This is a genomic window from Alkaliphilus pronyensis, from assembly GCF_009017275.1.
Classification (GTDB): domain Bacteria; phylum Bacillota; class Clostridia; order Peptostreptococcales; family Natronincolaceae; genus Alkaliphilus_C; species Alkaliphilus_C pronyensis.
In genome coordinates this window covers 27,726-45,499 of the sequence record NZ_WBZC01000013.1, presented here as the reverse complement: position 1 = coordinate 45,499, position 17,774 = coordinate 27,726, and the positions used below count along the sequence as shown (strand labels likewise).

At 33.6% G+C, this 17,774-nt stretch carries 19 protein-coding genes; 11 read left to right on the top strand and 8 right to left on the bottom strand.

Going from position 1 to position 17,774, the window contains the following annotated elements; all coding sequences use genetic code 11:
* Position 1: 1 nt before the first annotated feature.
* Positions 2 to 1,546: a Ppx/GppA phosphatase family protein gene (locus F8154_RS04690; protein ID WP_151860441.1), complete on the bottom strand. Its 1,545-nt coding sequence runs from the start codon at positions 1,544 to 1,546 to the stop codon at positions 2 to 4.
* Between the two features lie 455 nt (positions 1,547 to 2,001).
* Here F8154_RS04690 and F8154_RS04685 point away from each other — a divergent pair, with 455 nt between their 5' ends.
* Complete coding sequence (locus tag F8154_RS04685; protein ID WP_151860440.1) at positions 2,002 to 3,108, top strand: M23 family metallopeptidase; 1,107 nt, start codon at positions 2,002 to 2,004, stop codon at positions 3,106 to 3,108.
* Positions 3,109 to 3,196: 88 nt separating this feature from the next.
* Here the strand turns inward: F8154_RS04685 and F8154_RS04680 are convergent, their stop codons facing one another.
* From F8154_RS04680 to F8154_RS04665, 5 genes are read right to left on the bottom strand one after another with little or no spacing between them, the layout of a single operon-like run.
* Positions 3,197 to 3,700 (bottom strand): CD3072 family TudS-related putative desulfidase, encoded by a 504-nt coding sequence (locus F8154_RS04680; protein ID WP_151860439.1) that lies wholly within the window; start codon positions 3,698 to 3,700, stop codon positions 3,197 to 3,199.
* Positions 3,701 to 3,720: 20 nt separating this feature from the next.
* Positions 3,721 to 4,755: an ABC transporter substrate-binding protein gene (locus F8154_RS04675; RefSeq protein WP_192930165.1), complete on the bottom strand. Its 1,035-nt coding sequence runs from the start codon at positions 4,753 to 4,755 to the stop codon at positions 3,721 to 3,723.
* 27 nt (positions 4,756 to 4,782) lie between these two features.
* On the bottom strand, positions 4,783 to 5,199 hold the full coding sequence (locus F8154_RS15360; RefSeq protein WP_243141171.1) for an ABC transporter permease: 417 nt from the start codon (positions 5,197 to 5,199) through the stop codon (positions 4,783 to 4,785).
* Positions 5,199 to 5,588, bottom strand: a complete 390-nt coding sequence (locus tag F8154_RS15355) for an ABC transporter permease (protein WP_243141170.1) — start codon at positions 5,586 to 5,588, stop codon at positions 5,199 to 5,201. The genes F8154_RS15360 and F8154_RS15355 overlap by 1 nt, the downstream gene beginning before the upstream one ends.
* A 25-nt stretch (positions 5,589 to 5,613) precedes the next feature.
* Positions 5,614 to 6,438, bottom strand: coding sequence for an ABC transporter ATP-binding protein (locus F8154_RS04665; protein WP_243141169.1), 825 nt, complete (start codon positions 6,436 to 6,438; stop codon positions 5,614 to 5,616).
* 254 nt (positions 6,439 to 6,692) lie between these two features.
* Here F8154_RS04665 and F8154_RS04660 point away from each other — a divergent pair, with 254 nt between their 5' ends.
* The 5 genes from F8154_RS04660 to F8154_RS04640 all read left to right on the top strand — a co-directional run bounded on the left by F8154_RS04660 (position 6,693) and on the right by F8154_RS04640 (position 9,926).
* Positions 6,693 to 7,094 (top strand): cyclic nucleotide-binding domain-containing protein, encoded by a 402-nt coding sequence (locus tag F8154_RS04660; protein WP_151860436.1) that lies wholly within the window; start codon positions 6,693 to 6,695, stop codon positions 7,092 to 7,094.
* Positions 7,049 to 7,321, top strand: coding sequence for a Crp/Fnr family transcriptional regulator (locus F8154_RS15665; RefSeq protein ID WP_151860475.1), 273 nt, complete (start codon positions 7,049 to 7,051; stop codon positions 7,319 to 7,321). Before F8154_RS04660 ends, F8154_RS15665 begins: the two co-directional genes overlap by 46 nt.
* 75 nt (positions 7,322 to 7,396) lie before the next feature.
* On the top strand, positions 7,397 to 8,446 hold the full coding sequence (locus F8154_RS04650) for an ABC transporter substrate-binding protein (protein WP_151860435.1): 1,050 nt from the start codon (positions 7,397 to 7,399) through the stop codon (positions 8,444 to 8,446).
* Positions 8,421 to 9,197, top strand: coding sequence for an ABC transporter permease (locus F8154_RS04645; RefSeq protein WP_151860434.1), 777 nt, complete (start codon positions 8,421 to 8,423; stop codon positions 9,195 to 9,197). The genes F8154_RS04650 and F8154_RS04645 overlap by 26 nt, the downstream gene beginning before the upstream one ends.
* Positions 9,198 to 9,215: 18 nt before the next feature.
* Positions 9,216 to 9,926 carry an ATP-binding cassette domain-containing protein gene (locus F8154_RS04640; protein ID WP_151860433.1) on the top strand — a complete coding sequence of 237 codons (711 nt, stop codon included), beginning with the start codon at positions 9,216 to 9,218 and terminating at the stop codon, positions 9,924 to 9,926.
* Between the two features lie 7 nt (positions 9,927 to 9,933).
* Here the strand turns inward: F8154_RS04640 and F8154_RS04635 are convergent, their stop codons facing one another.
* Entirely contained in the window at positions 9,934 to 11,004 is a 1,071-nt protein-coding gene (locus tag F8154_RS04635; protein ID WP_192930164.1) for an AI-2E family transporter, read from the bottom strand.
* A 240-nt stretch (positions 11,005 to 11,244) separates the two neighbouring features.
* Between F8154_RS04635 and F8154_RS04630 the strand changes: the two genes are divergently transcribed.
* The 4 genes from F8154_RS04630 to nagZ all read left to right on the top strand — a co-directional run bounded on the left by F8154_RS04630 (position 11,245) and on the right by nagZ (position 15,885).
* Positions 11,245 to 12,108 (top strand): MerR family transcriptional regulator, encoded by an 864-nt coding sequence (locus F8154_RS04630; protein ID WP_192930163.1) that lies wholly within the window; start codon positions 11,245 to 11,247, stop codon positions 12,106 to 12,108.
* 177 nt (positions 12,109 to 12,285) lie between these two features.
* Complete coding sequence (locus tag F8154_RS04625) at positions 12,286 to 13,005, top strand: ABC transporter ATP-binding protein (RefSeq protein WP_151860430.1); 720 nt, start codon at positions 12,286 to 12,288, stop codon at positions 13,003 to 13,005.
* On the top strand, positions 12,998 to 14,599 hold the full coding sequence (locus tag F8154_RS04620; RefSeq protein WP_151860429.1) for a hypothetical protein: 1,602 nt from the start codon (positions 12,998 to 13,000) through the stop codon (positions 14,597 to 14,599). Before F8154_RS04625 ends, F8154_RS04620 begins: the two co-directional genes overlap by 8 nt.
* Positions 14,600 to 14,646: 47 nt before the next feature.
* Positions 14,647 to 15,885: a beta-N-acetylhexosaminidase gene (nagZ, locus tag F8154_RS04615; RefSeq protein ID WP_151860428.1), complete on the top strand. Its 1,239-nt coding sequence runs from the start codon at positions 14,647 to 14,649 to the stop codon at positions 15,883 to 15,885.
* On the opposite strand, the gene F8154_RS04610 is transcribed toward nagZ, so the two are convergent.
* Entirely contained in the window at positions 15,882 to 16,469 is a 588-nt protein-coding gene (locus F8154_RS04610) for a TetR/AcrR family transcriptional regulator (RefSeq protein ID WP_151860427.1), read from the bottom strand. The two genes, nagZ and F8154_RS04610, sit on opposite strands and share 4 nt — an antisense overlap.
* 185 nt (positions 16,470 to 16,654) lie before the next feature.
* Here F8154_RS04610 and F8154_RS04605 point away from each other — a divergent pair, with 185 nt between their 5' ends.
* The gene (locus F8154_RS04605; protein WP_151860426.1) at positions 16,655 to 17,773 is read left to right on the top strand and encodes a coiled-coil domain-containing protein; all 1,119 of its coding nucleotides are present in this window, start codon (positions 16,655 to 16,657) and stop codon (positions 17,771 to 17,773) included.
* Position 17,774 lies beyond the last annotated feature (1 nt).

The following is a 17,774-nucleotide window of genomic DNA, read 5'->3' as shown; positions in this document are numbered from 1 at the left end:
GTTATATCTCCCTTTCTATACTTAGAATAGGTGTAATACCAAAAACATCCTCAAAAAAGAAGGAATTGTTTTCAAAGGTCCATTCCTCCAGTAGAGTATCACCTTTAGCAATGGCTTTTATAAACATTTTTTTATCATGAACTCTTATTTTTATATCCTTTATCTTTTGCTGGTGACTTCGATCAAGAGCATTAGCGATTTTAATTATGGATACTAGCTTGGCAACAACAACTCTATTTTCGAAGCTTAGCTGCTGAAAGCTTTCATGGGACATTTTAGGGAATAAGCCGCTGTGATACTTGGCTATGTTTCCTATAATCGCCAGCTGTTCTTGGGAAATACCCATTATATTAGAGGCAATAATAATGTCGTAGGAATGATTATAATGCTTACTCATATTAATAAACTTTCCTATATCATGAAGAACCGAAGCCAATTGCAGTAATAATCTTTCCTGATCCCCTAAACCGTGGTGCTTCTTTAGTGCATCAAACATTATTAAGGCATTTTTTTCTACCTCATGGGCATGCTTTTCGTCATAACGGTATTTTGCTGCCATTGTTTTTACTAGAGAATAGGTGTCCTTAAGAAACTCTTGCCTTCTACTTGTGTTAAGCCTTTCATCTATAATATTAGAAACTATACCATCCTCTAAGGATACTAAAGGGGTGTAAATTTTTGAAGAAGAGGTTAAGTTTAAAAAAGTTTTTGCAAGTATCATGGTGGGCAAAAGAATATAGGCACCTTCCTGTGTAACATTGCGACGATACATAGCTTTATGAGAGGGCCTGTTAATTAGCTCATGGTACATGTTTAAAAAACGGGTTTTATTTATAGAGTAGTCATGGCTATTGCAAATGCTACATATATCCTTGATGGTATCACCTAATAAAATAAAGTGATTAATAGGTTCATTAAAATCAAATGTTTTCCATAGTATATCCGTATTGCTTCTTATATAATCCTCTAAAACCTTAGGAAAGTTCAAGGTCTTGTCCTCAAGACTTAGCAGTAGCTCCTTCAGCCTAAGGGAGCCAAGCTTTAAGTTTTGACTAAAGGTTAAATTACCATTACTATAGATAGAAAGCTCAATACTACCTGAGCCAACATCTAAAATCATAGTTCCTTCCCTTCGTAGCTGTTGGTGATTAGTTAGCTTTTCTCTAACAGCCTTATAGGTAAGAAATCTTTTATGGGAGCTATTGATTAGCTCTACATTTAATCCCGTTTTTGATTTAATCTGATTTAATATATAATCTCTGTTTTCTGCTTCTTTAATACCACTAGTGGCAAAAGCTTGATAGGTTTGTACCTTGTAGGTGTTCATTAATCTCTTAAAGCCTTTTAGAACTTGGCAAACCTCATCAACCACCCCATAGCTTACTTTTCCCTTTGAGAATGTGTCTCTTCCTAAAGTGGTTTTTTTACTAACCTTTTCTAGTATTATAATTTCCTCTTTTTCTGTTACCTCAACGATTTTTATCTTTAGAGCGTGGGAGCCTACACTTATACCTGCAATCACTAAAGACTTCCTTCTCTTATTCATGACGATTCCCCCAGCAAATTTTTTTGAATTATTATAATTATATTACAAGTAGTATTTATATTAAAGTAGTAAAAGGTTAAATTTTAGTGAATTTCCATGCTTTTATGACATTATGCGACATAACTTCTAGACCCATATTATTTATAAAGAAAACATAGTTCAGATGGAGATTTAACTCCACCTGAACTCTAGTTGCCCTTATTTCGAAGCTTGCCGGCACTTATCTTCCGCTTAAGAAGTGGGAGTGTTAGTAACGCCGCTGAGATAAATTTAAACTAATAGTGTACATAGTAAAATATGGTATAAAATCATAGTTTTTTATGATATAGTAAAATAGCAAAGCTATTAGAAATTATATACCTAGTGATGGAATAGGTTAGCTGGAAGCCAAATACAGGTTATAAAGAAAATAAGGACTACTTGCCTTGTAAAATACATTAATATGGGTGATAAGCTTGGAAAAACTAGGTCTTACTTCTATTATTACGAAAGCCATAAACATAACGGGATTTTTATTAGTTCTTATGCTGGTAGTAGAGAGAACACTATCCCCCCCACAAGTGTACTTAAATATTGCTAGACTAATTATATTAACAATATTTATAACCTCTGCACTATCCCTACCTTTGGTGAAGAAAAGCAAGTTATTGTATAAAGCTATAGGGGTAGCTTGCATAGCTTTATATTTTATTGGTATTTTTGTTTCGGAGCTATTCCTAATGGCATCAATAGCTATTATAATTGCAATAGTATTCATTTTTATTGATACTTTTACTGGGTTTTCTATAACAGAGGATACACAAAATGAAGTTTTTCCATTGCCAGCACCTAGTGAGAGGGCAGGGAGCATTAAAATTATAATGAATTGTTATATTACATCTATACTAGCTTTTTTAAACCCTTTTCAGTTTTACCAGATTATAATGCAAATTATTGGTATGATAGGTTCATCTGGACTAAAGAATTTTAAGCAAAAAGGTAACTACTCATTGCCCTTTGAAGATGAATGGTTAATTATGAATGGTGGAATAGATCAAAAAGATTCACATTCCTGGGAGGTTATTAATCAAAGATATGCCTACGATTTTGTAATGGCTGACTCTAATAATATTAGACATATAAATGAAGGAAACAAACTAACGGATTATATTTGCTTTGGTAAAAACATTCTTTCTCCAGCCGATGGAGAAGTTATGGCAACAAAAAACAATGTTAGGGATTATCCATATCCAGGTACTATGAAACTAGATTTTTTATCCACAGATTTTAGAGGTAATTTTGTTATTATTAAGCATGAAGAAAACGAGTATTCTTTTATGGCTCACTTTATTCCAGGTAGCATTAGAGTGAAAAAAGGGGATTACGTAAAAAGAGGGGAGGTAATTGGGAGGTGCGGCAATTCAGGACATTCAACAGAACCCCATTTACATCTTCACTTTCAAAATCGACCAAGCTTTTATTTTGCAGATGGATTACCTATAAAGTTTAGCAGCTTGAAGGTCAATGGTAATTTTTCGTCACAGACATTCATAAAAAAAGGTGAAAGAGTTGCAAACAAGTGATGTTAGTTTAGCTTAACCTATAACTTAATCTTAAGCTAAAGCCTTAGGTTAATAATAAAAAATACCCCAATTACAAGGGGTATTTCTATTACTCAATTTCATCCTTTTCACTTATTGCTGACATAGGAATATTTACGTTGTGCTCCTTAAGAAGCCCCTTAAGCTCTTCTATCATTATACCACTACCACTAATTTCATGGCATTGGTGATGTCCTTCATCTACCATTCCGCCTTTGTATCCAGAACAGGTCAAGCTCACTCCACAGCTTGGGCTACCGTCAATACCTACAATTTCTTCTATAATATATCCATTATTCAAGTACTCTATTATTTGCTCTACATATGGTTCTATTAGCTTTTTACAGTGTTTACGATAGCTGGGGGTGTCATATTGATTTTTAGTCATACCCCATCTCTCCAAGCCCAAAAAAGTTATTTCGGGGCAGGGTAGTTGAATAATTCCTATGCCTTCATTTACATAATCAGTAACAAGTTTTCTAATGGCTCCACCGTATTGGGCTAACCCTACAACCTTTGAATTTACATTAAGAATACAATGGGCAACTATTACAATACGCTTATTTCGCTTCATGGCTTTATCCTACCTTTTCATTACTTAAACTGCTGGTATGACTTCTTAACAAATGATGTATCAATTACATCTTCATAGGGTATTGGACTAGAAATCAAGCCTTCCTTTAAGCAAAAGTCTATAATTGTATTATGACCTTCCTCTGAAATATTTCCATCTACTGATAATGAGCTTCTTAGATACTCAATCAGCTTTGCATTTATGTAGCTTTTGCCAGGGAACACTGGAGTAGCAACCCTTGCAACCTCTTCATCAGTATTCTCTGTTTGCCAAATTATAGCTCTAACTACTGCATTGGTAAACTTTTGAACAGTTTCTGGGTTTTCTTCAGCATATTTCTTAGTTACTGTGACAATAGTAGATTCATACTTATCTGATCCGTATAGTTTTTTATGGGAATCAGCGATTGTGGCATCAACAAGTATATTTCCTCCCATTTGGGCTACTTCAGTTTTTGCTGTAGATCTAATGTAACTACCTACAATCTGTCCACTTTCAAGGGCAGCTAATGAAGCACCGTATTCCAAATTTGCCCATGTTACATCTGCTTCAGGGTCTAAGCCTTCACTGGCTAATATTGAAGCAACAAAGGAGTAGGGGGCTGATCCTGGCATACCACCAAATATTACTTTACCCTTCAAATCCTTAACAGATTTAATTTCTGGACTTGTTACAAACATATATGGTTTATTGGTTAGGGTTGATAAAATGATTTTAGACTCTTTTCCCTGATCATATGCCCTTAGAACTGGCTCAGAGCTTAGCATGCAAAATTGTGAATCTCCTGCGTGCATTCCCTGGAAGGCAAGGGGACCATCCTTATAGGTAACAAACTCCACATCAAGACCCTCTTCCTTAAAATAGCCCAACTCATCGGCAAGATAAACAGGAAGCCAAAATTCACTTCTTAGTTCTGATACAACTATTTTTTCTAGCTGCTGCTCTTCATTATTTGGGTTTGAGGCTTCATTTGCTTCAGGCGTTTTTTCCCCACAGCCCACTAAAGTTGATGCTACTAAAATTAACACTAAAAAACTTACTATAATTTTTTTCAAAACACTCATCTCCTTATCAATTATTATTTATATTGCTTCTTCATTTGTAGTATTTAAGCTTGCGTTAGGACGCCAACGAAGCAGCCAACCCTCAGCCACCTTTAAGCAGAAATTAAAGCTTATACCAATTAGCAAGAGTATAAATATACAGGACATTACACGCTGAATTTTAAAGAATGAAGTTGCATATGATATCATCCAGCCAAGGCCAGCGCTAGCACCCATGTATTCTCCAACAATTGCCCCAATTAGAGAGGCACCTAGTCCTCCACGAATACCCGATAGTATCCAGGGGACACAGGAGGGTAAAGTTACCTTGTATAACACTTGTAGCTTAGTATCCCCCATTAATTTAACTGAAGCTATTAAATTATTATCTACACCCTTAACATCTGCGTATGTACTAAAGAAAACAAGGTAGAATACTAGTAGGCTTGATAGCACTATTTTGATTTTATTCCAAGTCCAAACCATATAGCAAATATAGGTGCTAAGGCTAGCTTAGGTATTCCGTAGAGGGCAGTGATTATTGGTTCAAATATTCTACCCAGTATGTTAACAAGACCGAGAAGAAACCCTACACTTATTCCAATAGCTGTACCTATTATTAGGCCCCATATAGCCTCCTGCAAAGTTATAGCTGTGTGCTTCATTAAAGCTCCGCTATTATAAAACTCCTGCAAATCCTTATATATAAGTGATGGTTTACTGGTGTAAAAGGGGTCAAGAAAACCTGTAGAAGTAAATAGCTCCCAGCATATTAAAAAACCACAAATTAACAATAGCCTAATACCTAAGGCCTTTCCTTGCTTTATAAGCTTAATGTCCTTCATGTACCGTCCTCCAATTGATTTCTTGCTACCTGACCTCTGACTTTAAATCCTCCCAAATCCTTTTATGCAGCTCAATAAATTTTTTGTCATACCTTATGTCAAAGGAAGATCTAGGTCGTGGCAAGTCAATTTTATACTCTGATTTAACTGTTGCTGGGCGATTAGTTAAAATTATTACTCGGCCTGCAAGGGTAATAGCCTCTGTTAAATCATGTGTAATAAAAATTATTGTTTTTTTAGTTTTCTCCCATAAAGAAAGAATATAGTTTTGAAGCATTTCCCTAGTGAAAACATCTAAGGCACCAAAGGGTTCATCCATGAATATTATTTCTGGGTCAATAGCTAGTACTTTTATAATATCTACTCTTTTCTTCATCCCACCTGAAAGCTCATAGGGAAAGCTCTTTTCAAATCCTGCCAGCACTGCATCTTGCATAAGCTTAAGGGCAATTTCTCTTCTCTTTTTCTTAGAAACTCCCTTAATCTCCATTCCTAGCTCAACATTTGATATAGCAGTTCTCCAGGGCATCGAAGTATCTGTTTGTGAAATGTAGCCAATACGCTTAGTAGTGGAGCTTAAGGCTTCACCTTCAAGTAGTATTTCACCACCAGTTGGCTTTAGAAGCCCCGACATAATATTTAGCAAAGTGCTTTTGCCACAGCCACTAGGGCCTACTATTGCTAAAAATTCCTTTTCTTTTACTGTGAAATCAATATTATCTAATACATCTATCCTTTTGTCCTTTTTAACACTGTATCTATGATTTAACCCCTTAACAATAAATTTTTCATTACTAGCTACTGTTGCCTGCAAGGGTAGCTCTATAGCTTTGGCATTGCTATTTATCAACATGGTAACTCCTTTCTGGGAAAGAACTTGCTTAATACTAAGAAGGCATAATGAATTATATTACAATCGCTTTATTATTACCAATTAAAAACTTCTATAGTTAGACTATGTATTATAAAAATTATGAATATTGTTGTCGTTTTTTGTGCCTAACACAGAAGAACCGTCCCCCTGTGTTTTTATTTATTTTACGGAATAAATCTATACAAATTAATGATGATAATTGATATACTTTAAGAGAGAAGGAAAAATCTATGTATAATACATTAAAAAAATGCTTCTTGTTCAAGGACGTAACTCCAGAGAAGCTTAAGCTATATATAAAAAATATTAATTATAGAATTATAGAATATAAGAAGGGACAGTACATAGCGGATTTTAGTAATGAGATAGGTATAGTTTTAAAGGGAAAAATTGAAGTGCAAAAAAATCTTTTAACTGGTAAAAAGATAATAATGAATAGAATTAAGGCTGGAAGTATTTTCGGAATCCCATATTTATTCCAGAAAGAGCTTGAAAATGTCACCTATCTATACACCAATAGTGAAGCAGTTGTACTTTTTATTACGGAAAGTTGCTTATTAAAGCTTTTTAAAATGGATGAAGTTATATTGCAAAATTATTTAAGCTACGTAGGCCAGCGTATTTATTTTTAAACCAAAGGGTTGAATGCTTTACCCATGATAAGATAAGTGAACGGGTTAAGGAGTACCTCCAACAGCTAAAGTATCAGCAAAGGAACCAGAATATAGTTACACTTTCCTTAAATAAATGCCAGCTGGCAGATTATTTGGGAATCAGCAGGGCATCTCTATATAGGATATTTAAGGAACTTCAAGAAGAGGAATATCTAACACTTAAAGGGAATAAAATAATATTTTAGAAAAGTTGACAACAAATAGTGGCAGTGGTATTATGAAGTTGACAATCATTATCAATAAAGGAGGTTGTTGAGAATATGTTAAATAAATGGCAGTCAAAAACAGTTTTAGCATTACTAATGATACTAGTTCTAGTTACTGTAGCTGTAGGTTGTACTACAGACACAGGAGAACAGACTGAAGAAATACAGCAGGAGGTAGCTGATGATAGCTCCATGGAAGCAGAAGAAAAGCCAAAGCTTAAAATAGCAACATTAAAGGGTCCTACAGGAATGGGCATGGTGGATTTAATGGAGAAAAGTGAAACCAACGAGTCTACTATAGATTATGAGTTTACTGTACTAGGAAGCCCTGATGATTTAGTTGGTAAGGTTATTAGTGGAGAAGTGGATGTGGCAGCAGTACCTACTAACCTAGCCTTAGTTTTACACAACAAAACCGAAGGAGCTGTTCAATTGGCAGCGGTAAACACCCTAGGAGTACTTTATGTAGTGGAAAATGGAGATACCATTAACTCAGTTGAAGACCTAAGGTGTAAGACACTGTATACTAGTGGTAAGGGCTCTGCACCTGACTTTGTAATTCAATACATATTAAATGAAAATGGATTAGTTGTAGGCAAGGATGTTATGTTAGAATATAAGCTGCAGCATGCTGAGTTGGCAGCTGCTTTAGCCGCAGGAGATGTTGACATAGCATTATTACCTCAGCCCCATGTTACTACAGCAATGATGAAGAATACAGACTTGAAAATAGCCCTAGATATAACTAAGGAATGGAATGAAGTAACACCAGAGGATAGCAAGCTACCAATGGGAGCTATAATAGTTCAAAAAGCCTTTGTAGAAGAAAACAAGGAAGCATTTAATGGATTTTTAGATGAGTATAAAAGCTCAGTAGCCTTTGTAAATAGTAATATTGATAAGGCATCTGAGTTAATTGAGAAGCATGGTATTTTACCTAAGGCTGCTATAGCTAAGAAAGCAATTCCCTATAGCAATATTGTGTTCATAGAGGGGGACGAGGCCAAGTCCTACCTAGAGGATTTTTACCAGGTTTTATTTAATTTTGAACCAAAATCGGTTGGAGGAAAGCTACCAAATGAAGGCTTCTACTATAAAAGATAAAAAATCACTAAATAAGATTTTAGTCTTTATATTTTGGATTAGCATATGGCAGCTTACCCATATAGTAGTTGGACGGGATATTTATGTTCCGTCCCCTTTACAGGTAATTACTACATTAGGGCAAATGATTTTTTCTAATGTTTTTTGGAGAACCATCGCCTACTCAATTTTTCGTGTAGTTGCTGGACTTAGTATATCTATATTGTTAGGTCTTATAGTCGGTATAATTTCTGCTTTAAATGATTATGTGTATGATATAATTAATCCCTTCATGACGATTTTAAAATCTACTCCAGTATTATCCTTTATAATTATTGCACTTATTTGGTTTACCTCTTCCAATGTTCCAATTTTTATTTGCTTCTTAATGTGCTTTCCTATAATTTGGACAAATGTAGTTGCTGGAGTCCGTAATGTAGATCATAAGCTTATAGAAATGTCTAAGGTATACCGTATAAAGAAGCTGATTATTTTAAGGAGAATATATCTACCTACAATTGTTCCCTATTTGCTTGCTGCCTGTATTACTTGCCTAGGCCTAGGCTGGAAGGTAAGCGTGGCTGCCGAGGTATTAAGTCATCCACAAAATGCAATAGGAAGTCATTTATACAGTGCTAAGGTATATTTAGACTCTAGCATGCTATTTGCTTGGACCTTTGTGGTGATAATACTAAGTATGTTGTTTGAGGGGATTTTTAAAAGATTTACTACAAAGAGGAATATGAAAGAGTATTCTAAGATAAATAGTTGACTGTAAAGGGTGAGTTATATGGAGCTAAAAATTAAGAGCTTACATAAAAGCTACGGTAAGCAAAAGGTTATTAGTGGCCTTAACATGGATTTTTCTTCTGAAGGAATCCACTGTCTATTTGGCCCCTCTGGATGTGGAAAAACAACCCTAGTAAACATTTTAGCAGGTGTTATTCCCTATGATTCGGGAGATATACAAGGCTTTAATAACAAAAGCTTTTCTTATATTTTTCAAGAAGAAAGGCTACTGCCCTGGGCAACTGTAGAAAAAAACATAAAATTTGTTTTAGAAAGCTACAATCACAAGGGAGATATTGATAGCATTGTAGATAATTATCTGTCTTTAGTGGATTTAGAGGAGTTTAAAAACTATTATCCTAAAGAATTAAGTGGTGGTATGAAGCAGAGGGTGTCTATTGCTAGGGCTTTGGCATATGATGGAGATATTCTTATTATGGACGAACCCTTTAAGGGTTTACATTTAAACATGAAGAAAACGTTAATGGACTATATTATAGATTATTGGCATAGAAAAAAAGGGCTTTTTATTTTGATTACCCATGATGCTGATGAAGCCCTGTGTATGGCTAATTATATACATGTTCTGGAGGGGCCACCCTTAACCTTAAAGAAGGAAATCGTTATAGATGAACCCCCAGGAAAAGCTAGGAGCGGTATTGATAAAATCCAAAAGTATAGAGAAATGCTAGAAGATAAAATAACTGAATAAGGAATTTTTACTTATTTTGCTTGGAGGACATGTACCTTCCATAAAAGTGTCTTATAATAACTCTAATGACCCCATATATAGGTATCACTAGGAAAGCTCCAATAAATCCATACAATGCTATAGCTATTATAACTAAGAATATAACAACCAGCGGGTGTATTTGTAGCCTGTTACCTACAATATTAGGTCTAACTAAGCTGCCTTCTAATTGCTGTGTTACAATAAGTACAATAAGTACCTTGATTATCATAAAGAAGCTGACGGTTCCACCTATTATTATAGCTGGAAGAACTCCTAAAAAAGGTCCTAGGAAGGGTATTATAGATGTAATCATAGAAAAAATAGCTAATATCAAGGCGTTAGGTAGTCCTATTATTAAGTAACCTATATATGTAAGTATTCCTAAAAACAATGCTACAATTAATTGACCTGTAATATAAATAGAAAGCACTTGATCAATATCTTTAAAAAGTGTGGTTACTGTTTCCTTATGTTTTTTTGGAATCAGCTTAAGTAAATAATTATAAAACAGCTCATCGTCCTTTAATAAGAAGAATATAACTATAGGTATTAGAACTATAACGGTACCTACATTTGCAATAATAGATATCCACCCAGTCATACTTTCTCCTAGCTTTTCAAGTCCAATTTCCGAGGCATTTATTATTTTGCTCTCTAGGTCTTTAACGGAAAATATCCAATAGTTTTCTTGATCTAAAATGTCCTTAGTACTCTCACTTATATCCTCCAGTTGTTCAGAAAAGGTGACATAGAAGTAGCTAAACTCTTCCCTTATAGACCCACTACCATAAACAATTAAAATGGAAAAAGCTACAATTAAGCCCAGTAGAACAATAACTACTGCTGCTGTCTTATTGACCTTCCTACCAACAAGAAAAGCAACTAATGGTCTAAGTATGTAATAAAAAAGTCCACCAAAAACTATAGGTAATAAAGTAAGAAATAGAATATTACCTAAAGGTATTAAAATAAAATCTATCTGTCCAAGCAGGAAAATAATTAATAAAACTAAAAGAATATTTATTAAATGCTTGATTAGTTTACCTTCTATTATCATGGCTTTTCTTCCCTTCGTAATATAAATTATGATATAGTTATACCCTTTAGCCATATTAATATATCATAAAGAAAACCTTTGGAAATATTATTTAATCTTTATTATTTACTATATAGCGTAATTATAACATAGCAAATATATTTATAGCTATAACCTATAAAGCTAAAATTTTAAAAACCCTATTGACCTTAAAGTTACCTGAAGCTTTATAATATAATTAGGCCAAAGGAGATGATTATTGTGTACACAATAGGAGAGTTTTCAAGAATAGGTATGATTTCAACATCTGCCTTAAGGTTTTACGATGAAATTGGTTTATTGAAGCCCAGTAAAATCAACAGATTTAACGGATATAGATACTATTCAGAAGATCAGGTTGAAGATATTCATTTCATAACAGAAATGAGGGAATATGAATTTTCCTTAGAGGAAATAAAAGGCTTTATTGGTAGCAATAAAATCAATTTAGTGGCAGAATTACAGAAAAAACATGAGAAACTATTCTGGAAGCAGCAAAAAATCTTATATGTTAGAAGAAAGCTAAAGGAAAGAATTAAAAAAACACAAGGAGCTGATAGTTTTATGGAAATAAATAATAAAGCTAATAAATTGGAGATAAAGGTTGCCTCTAAGGATAAACCTATTAAAACCGTGGGAATATCCATAAATATACCAGCATGGCCTCCTGAGGATGCAAGCATCTTTGGTGACCTTTGGAGCCAATATTGGGATAGGGATGTAAGCAGTAAAATATCAAATAAAATATACCCATCAGTTAGATATGGAATACTAGCATTTACAGAAGCAGGTATACAATACATAGTAGCAGATGCAGTATCATCATATGAAGATATACCAGAAGGCCTTGTCACCTTTGATATACCAAAGGGGGAGTATGCAGTATGTACCTTTAATGGAGAGACATTTGATGAGATGGTTAATAGCTCAATGCAAAGGGCAAATGATTACTTGCTTACCACATGGCTTCCGAAAACAGAGTATAAGCATGCAGAAAGCTTCTCATTGGAAGTATACGATGATAGAAGTCGTAAAAAGGAATACCCAGAAATGGATATAATGCAGCCTATAGTTAAAAAAGGATAATTATTAAAAAAAGGGTTTAATATAAGACTAAAGTCTAATATATTAGCCCTTTTTTTTATAGCTAAAAAGATTTAATAACTATTTATCAAAGTGCTATTGATTATCTATTAGAATTGTTATAGTATATATATAACAAATATAAAGACATATAGAATGTTTAGTGGAGGAGGTTTTATCATGTTGGTTTTAAAAAATGTTACAAAGGCCTACGATAAATCAAAGAGGGCTGTTGACAATATCTCTTTGGAAATAAAAAAAGGAGAAATAATTGGGTTTATAGGTCCCAATGGTGCAGGTAAAACAACAACAATAAAAATGATTACTGGCATTCTTTCACCAACAGAGGGTTCTATAATAATAAATGGAGTAGATATTTCAAAAGCACCAGTTAAAGCTAAAAAGAACTTCACCTATGTACCAGACCATCCTGCAATATTTGATGCAATAAAGGGTATCGACTATCTAAATTTTATAGCAGATATGTATGAGGTTTCCCTTAAAGACAGAAGGAAGAAAATTGAGAGGTTTACTAAGGCTTTTCAAATATATGATGCTCTTCCTAAGACCATTAACTCATACTCCCATGGAATGAGGCAAAAACTACTTCTATCTGGAGCATTGCTGCCGAATCCTAACCTTTTTATTTTAGATGAACCCTTAGTGGGGTTAGATCCCCATTCCGCCAAAATACTAAAGGATTTAATGAGGGAGCATTGTGAGAATGGTGGAACCATATTCTTTTCTTCCCACGTACTAGAAGTTGTGGAAAACCTGTGTCATAGAGTAGCCATAATTAATAAGGGTAAACTGGTGGCCTGTGATAAGCTAGAAACCATTAAAAAGAATAAAAATATAACACTTGAAGAGGTGTTCCTGGAGATGACAAAGAATGAATAAATTTATATCATTAACCAAAATACAAGTATTTGATTTTTTTAGCAAGTACACTCAGCACCTAAACCTTAATAATAGGTGGCTTAAAAAGCTGGCTATTTTGATACCAGTCTTATTAATCATTCCAGCCTTTAACTTAGCTTTAAGCATATATAAAGTTTTTTCAAGTATTGGTATTCCTGAGCTTACAATAACCTATATGTATATAGGTAATGTAATGATGATATTTTTTGCATGTATCCCATTAATAATATCTAACTTTTTTTATTCTAAGGATTTAATGTTTATAGCCTCTCTACCTTTAAAGGAAGAATCAATTATATTTTCTAAATTGGCCTCTGTTTATTTATATCTTTTAGCTATCGCCTGCTTATTTTTTGGCACAGCAGTTATAGCCTATGGTATAATAGGAGGAATTCAACCACTACCGTTAATTATAGGAATTATAGCATTAATTATGTCACCATTAATTCCGATGCTATTGGCAACATTAGTTATTATCCCCTTTATGTCCATTATTGCTGGAGGTAAAAGAAGAAACCTAATGGCTATAGGTGGAAATATATTGCTGTTGATGTTGATTTTACTTATTCAAATTACTTTAACAAGAGTGGAAATTGACCCTGAAGGCTTCACAAACCTGATGCTACAAGAGGATGGTTTATTAAAGCTAATTGGTAGAGGCTTTCCCCCTAGTATATGGCTAACTAAAATGATACAGGGTTCATTCTTATACGGAGGTCTCTTTATATTACTTCATATAATATTGTTATATGCCTTAAAGCTTATGTCCCATTTCCTATACAACAGAGCATTAATGTCCTTTAATCAATCGGATGGTGGGGTTATCAGCAATAATAATATATACTATAAATCAAGAAGCAGAGGTTTTCAATTAATAAAAAGACATATTTTAATTATTTTTAGTAATCCTGTGTTTACATTAAATACAGTATTAACAATGCTAGTTCCCATATTGATGTTTATAATTATGTCCTTTACAGGTCAGCTTAATAATGAAATATTTAGGTCTGAAGCAATAGCACCATACTTGATATATCTGTATGCAGGTATAGTTACTACTCCAGCAATAATAGGAAACCTATCTGCAACTGTAATTACAAGGGAAGGAAAGACCTTCTGGGAAACTAGGGTACTACCAATTACTACAGCAGAAAACATAAGATATAGGGTATATTCTACTTTGATAATATCCTTTATTGGGTCTATTATTCTAGCATTGGCAGCTGCAGCGTACCTACCGATAAGCTTAGATATGATGGGAATAGGATTATTGTTTTGCATAACTGCTACCCTATTGTTTTCTACAATAGATATAGCTATCAATATAGAACGCCCTATATTAAATTGGACCAGTCCAACAACAGCTGTAAAAAACAATTTAAATGTTATGATTTCATTAGTAGTGAGATTAGTAATAGGAGGAGCCTTCTACATATTATATGGGTTGATGCCCAATTATAGTGGGCATACTATTCTTTTAATATACAGTCTTATTTCAATAGTTTTATTTATAGCTGTTTACTATGTAATAACTAGGTGGTATATTGATAAATTTGATTCTATAATATACTAAATACCTAAAATAGATTAACTATAGGACTAAATGGAGGAAGATAAATAATGATAAAGCCATCCCTTTTTGTATCTATACTTTTGTCTATAATTTTGCTTACAGGATGCTCAACTAAAGTGGATGAAGATGAGGGTAAAAACAACTTATCTCAACCTAAAGATGAAAAGCTTGCTGAGGATATAATAATAGATGAGGATCCTATATTAACAGAAATGAAGAATATGACCCTTGATGAAAAAATAGGACAAATGGTGATGGCTGGTGTTGTAGGACACCAGCTTGACGACAATACGATAGAATTAATTGAGAAATATAAGGTAAGTGGCTTTATACTATTTGAGAGGAATATCAAGGACTCAGATGGTCTATTACATTTAATTAATTCCCTTAAAGAAGCAAATAGGGTTAATAATACTCCATTATTTATATCTATTGATGAAGAAGGTGGTAGGGTAAGCAGACTCCAGAAGCTACTAGGAAAAATACCATCCAGCAGAAAAATAGGAAAAATAGATGATGAAGAGTTTTCCTATGCAGTTGGTAATACAATTGGAAAAAGAGTTAAGGGCTATGGCATTAACATGAATTTTGCACCAGTCTTAGATATAGACAGTAATCCACAAAATCCAGTAATAGGTGATAGGGCCTTTGGCTCAAATGAAGCAGTTGTTAGTAAGCATGGAATTAAAGTTATGAAGGGAATAAAGTCAACAGGAGTAATCCCAGTTGTAAAACATTTCCCAGGACATGGAGATACCTTAATAGACTCACATGATAGTCTACCAGCTGTAGATAAAGATTTAAATCAGCTGTTAGAATTAGAGTTGGTTCCCTTTAAAGCAGCAATAAACAATGATACAGATGCAATAATGATAGCACATATAAAGTATAATAAAATAGATTTAGAAAATCCTGCAACCTTATCACCAGTAATTATTACTGATATTTTAAGGAAACAGCTGAACTTTAATGGCTTAATTATAACAGATGATATGACTATGGGAGCAATAATTGAAACCTATCATATAGGGGAAGCAGCCGTAAAATCTGTTAAGGCTGGTAGTGATATAGTTTTAGTTTGCCATGAATATGAAAACTGGACGACAGTAATTAATTACTTAAAGGATGCTGTAAAAAAAGGAGAAATAACACCAGAGAGAATTAATGAAAGTGTATATAGAATATTGAAATTAAAAAACAAATATATGTTAACAGATAAACCAATCAGTAACATAAATATAAATGAGATAATAAACCATACAAGTGAGCTGCTAAAGCAATATTAAACCTGCAGGTCTTTGTTTTTTCCTTTAATTCTTGTTGATATAATAACATCTGAGGCTGCACTTTCCAATAGCTCAAGAATATTGTCATCATTAAAGCTAGGTGGTAACTGATCATTAGCAACCATTACAGAAAGACCTAACTGAAATATCCTCATTTTAAGCAGAATATTCATTAGCTCTTCATCAGAAAAGCCTTCAAGGTCGGGGTCTTTCCGCATTTCCTCCACTAAAAAGCCTCCTAATGCTTTATCATAATCCTTCATATATTTATTGCTTTTCAGTAAAAGATCTCTAAACAACACACTATACTCTTTAGCAAATCTAATGCTGGCAGCTCCCATATTTTTAAAGGAGTCACCAGAATCCTCAGCTAAATACATTTTATGGCTTACTTCATATATCCTCATTACAACATTAGAAATAAGCTCGTCAATGTCTTTGAAGTTGACATAAATAGGTGCTATAGAGCTGCCTATTTTGTCAGCAACCTTTCTAATGGTTATATTATCTAAACCTTCTGTTTTTGCTATTTCAAAAGCAGCGTCAATAATCTTCTCCTTAGAAAACTTTTTCTTAGGTGCCATAATACCCTCCTAAAACAATATATAACTTCAGATATATAACATATGGTATATTATATAATAGTAATTATAATTATGCAATAAGGTTTAGTAAAAGAATTAGCATTTAGTTATTTTAGTATTTACACCATTCTGATAGAATAGACATAGGAATACAATTAACTGGATAAGAGGAATGGTGACACCCTATGGTTAAGAATAGGAAAAAACTAGCTATAGCCTTTAGCTTGATATTTTTAATAACTATTATGGTTATTTCTTCAGCAATTCTAATTAGTGAAGCAGAGCCCTTTGATAATGTAGAAGAGAAGCTGTCGGGAATATCAGAGGAGGAAATAAAAATACTTCATGATTTATTCTTTCTGACTGAGGTAATTAAGAGGGCTGAAGAACAAGAGGCTGAAACTGTAAAAGAAATAGATGCTTTAAGCTACCAAATAAAGGATTTAGAGCTAAAGATAAAGGCAGAAGAAGTAAAGTATATTAGTAATAAAAGGGCATTAGAAGAAGTATTGAAAAGCTATCAAAGAAGAGGTGCAGCATCTTACATCGAGATTATTTTAAGCTCTGACAGCTTAGCAGCTCTACTTAGAAGAATAAATGTATTAAGGGATTTAACCAAAAACACTGGAGAATTAATGGTGAAGTTAGAGGATAGTAAAAATAGACTAGACATAGAAAAGAAAAAGCTAACAGAGAGCCTTAACATAGTAAAAGAAAAGCAAAGGCAGCTAGCCAGCTATCTTACCACACAAAAGGAATTAATGGATGAGCTTGAAGGCTACTTAACCCAGCTGGAGGAGGAAAAGGAGTATTATCAAGAACGGCTACATAACATGGAGATTATGTGGGATAAATTAAAGCCATTGTTTACTGACACTATAAAGGAGTTTTCACGAATTATTGAAGAGGGCAGTCTACCTCTTGATGCAGTAAAAACAACCTTTACATTGTCTGGCATTAAAGGCTCCATAGATGACGAAACCCTTAATAGTATTTTTGATGAGTATTCAAATTTACCTAAAATGGAGTTTGAATTTTTACCTAATGAGGTTAAAGTGAACATGCCTAACAGCAACCTAACCTTAATGGGGAAATTTGTTATTCATCAGGGCAATGTATTAAGATTTCAAGTAGAAAGCGGAGAATTTTATGGTGTACCCTTGAAGGAGGTTTCCCTAGAGGGTCTATTTAAGGAGGATTATTTAGAAATTGATTTAAAGCCACTTATAGGTAAAAATATTATACGGGAAATAGAGATTAAGGAGGGTTACATAGAAATATTAGCTAGGCTAGTTTTATTTTAGT

Bases quoted from the DNA above. Each gene is read 5' to 3' on its own strand.
- F8154_RS04620 (WP_151860429.1), top strand. From the start codon at position 12,998: ATGAATAAATTTATATCATTAACCAAAATACAAGTATTTGATTTTTTT.
- F8154_RS04640 (WP_151860433.1), top strand. From the start codon at position 9,216: ATGGAGCTAAAAATTAAGAGCTTACATAAAAGCTACGGTAAGCAAAAG.
- nagZ (WP_151860428.1), top strand. From the start codon at position 14,647: ATGATAAAGCCATCCCTTTTTGTATCTATACTTTTGTCTATAATTTTG.
- F8154_RS04645 (WP_151860434.1), top strand. From the start codon at position 8,421: ATGAAGGCTTCTACTATAAAAGATAAAAAATCACTAAATAAGATTTTA.
- F8154_RS04660 (WP_151860436.1), top strand. From the start codon at position 6,693: ATGTATAATACATTAAAAAAATGCTTCTTGTTCAAGGACGTAACTCCA.
- F8154_RS04690 (WP_151860441.1), bottom strand. From the start codon at position 1,546: ATGAATAAGAGAAGGAAGTCTTTAGTGATTGCAGGTATAAGTGTAGGC.
- F8154_RS04635 (WP_192930164.1), bottom strand. From the start codon at position 11,004: ATGATAATAGAAGGTAAACTAATCAAGCATTTAATAAATATTCTTTTA.
- F8154_RS15355 (WP_243141170.1), bottom strand. From the start codon at position 5,588: ATGAAGGACATTAAGCTTATAAAGCAAGGAAAGGCCTTAGGTATTAGG.
- F8154_RS04680 (WP_151860439.1), bottom strand. From the start codon at position 3,700: ATGAAGCGAAATAAGCGTATTGTAATAGTTGCCCATTGTATTCTTAAT.
- F8154_RS04610 (WP_151860427.1), bottom strand. From the start codon at position 16,469: ATGGCACCTAAGAAAAAGTTTTCTAAGGAGAAGATTATTGACGCTGCT.
- F8154_RS04650 (WP_151860435.1), top strand. From the start codon at position 7,397: ATGTTAAATAAATGGCAGTCAAAAACAGTTTTAGCATTACTAATGATA.
- F8154_RS04625 (WP_151860430.1), top strand. From the start codon at position 12,286: ATGTTGGTTTTAAAAAATGTTACAAAGGCCTACGATAAATCAAAGAGG.
- F8154_RS04605 (WP_151860426.1), top strand. From the start codon at position 16,655: ATGGTTAAGAATAGGAAAAAACTAGCTATAGCCTTTAGCTTGATATTT.